Below are 1,701 nucleotides of genomic sequence, written 5' to 3' on the forward strand. Positions count from 1 at the left end.
CCGTCGTCCCGATGCCGACGTTGCCGCCGAGTCCATTCAAGACCAAATTCCTATAAGAACTCCCTTGGTCTGTCGCAAAAATGTATCCATATAAACTTGTCGTATCATAACCCAAAACCATTTTCTCTGTCCCATCTGTCGCGCCAGCCAACTCTAAACTTCCTGAACTACTGTCTGAGAATATTCCATCTTTTACAACGCTCAATTTTCGGCCCGGTCCCGTCGTCCCGATGCCGACGTTGCCAGTATTGGCTACATACAAACTCGGGGCAGACACAGAGGTGGAAGAAGAAACCACGAACTTGGGCTGTTCATACTGGTCAGAGACGATTCTGGTAGAGGTGGCCAGCACCACACCAGTTAAGTCCCAGGGGGTTGAGGTAGCGACCGAGAATCTGCCCGCCACTCGTAGGTTGGCATCAATGGTAGAAGAAGCCCTCACAAAGATACCAGCTTGAGTAGAAGTGGGCGTTAAGGCAGTGCCTGACAGGATTGATTCCCATGCTCCTCCAGTACCATAGCCAAGGTTGGTAAGAGTAATACTACCAGCACCATTGGTAATGGCAATGCCAGAACCAGCTGTTAAGGTGGCAGCTACTGGTGCAGCACCAGTTGAGCCAATCAACAGCTGGCCATTCGTTAACGTGGTGGCGGTGACAGGTGAGGTGCCATTGCCGATTAAGATACCGTTGGCAGCGAGAGTAGAGGCGCCTGTGCCTCCGTGAGCCACAGCAAGGTCATTGGTTAAGGTGAGGGTATCAATAAGGGATGAGGTGGCGTTAAGCGTAGCGATGCGGGCGTCACTTAAGGTGGTGAGGCCTGACAAGGTTGAGCCTGTGTACACAGTTAAGGTACCAACATTGGTGGAGGTAGCGTTTAAGGTAGCTGCTCGCACATCTCCAGAGAAGATGTAGGAGCCGGTGCCCGTATCACCAGAGTTTAAAAGATAAAGATCATCAATGGTCACATCCCCAGAGCTGACCGTAAAGTAGGAGTCATTGAACGAGGCCACACCTTTCACTGACGTTGAGGCATCCTGATAGGCAGTAGAACCAGCTGCAGTTAAGCGTCCTTGGCTATCCACCGTAAAGGTAGGGACTTGAGAGGCAGAACCATAGGAACCAGCCGAGACTGCGGTGTTGGCCAAGCCTAAGGCTCCACTACTCACGGTCATACCTGTGCCAGTGAGGTCAGTGACATAATCAGTGCCTACGCCTAACTGGCCAGCATAGTGCGTGCCAGTGGTGGTGGCCTGACCATCTACCCTGAAATTAGCAGCCATGGTGGATGAACCCGTGACAAAGATGCCCGCCCCAGTGGAGGTGGGGGTTAAGGTATTGGTAAAGATATTTTGCCAGCTGCCTGCTGAACCCGAATCATAACCGGCCACGGTCAGAGCGCCATTGGAAATGGTTAAACCAGAGCCGGTAATATCTGTCAGATAATCAGTGCCCAATCCCAACTGACTGGAGTAAATTGTGCCGGTTGAAGTCGCGTTCCCCTCTACTTTCAGATTGCTCCAGACGAACGTTGAAGTCGCTGTCCCTTGCGGGTCAATGAGCAAATCTCCTGCTGACAAAACATTAAACGAAGCGAAGTTCGTGCTACCCGTTGTCCCATTGCTTAACCTTAATTGCTCGCTGGTTGATGACGCATGTAGTTTAGCACTGGGTGCCGTCGTCCCGATGCCGACGTTGCCGC

At 51.9% G+C, this 1,701-nt stretch carries 1 protein-coding gene; it reads right to left on the reverse strand.

The window, feature by feature from the left end:
• On the reverse strand, positions 1–1,701 hold a 1,701-nt coding region (locus AB1467_07410), incomplete at both ends, for a hypothetical protein (protein MEW6296082.1).

The sequence above is a fragment of the Candidatus Diapherotrites archaeon genome (assembly GCA_040755695.1).
Classification (GTDB): domain Archaea; phylum Iainarchaeota; class Iainarchaeia; order Iainarchaeales; family 1-14-0-10-31-34; genus JBFMAK01.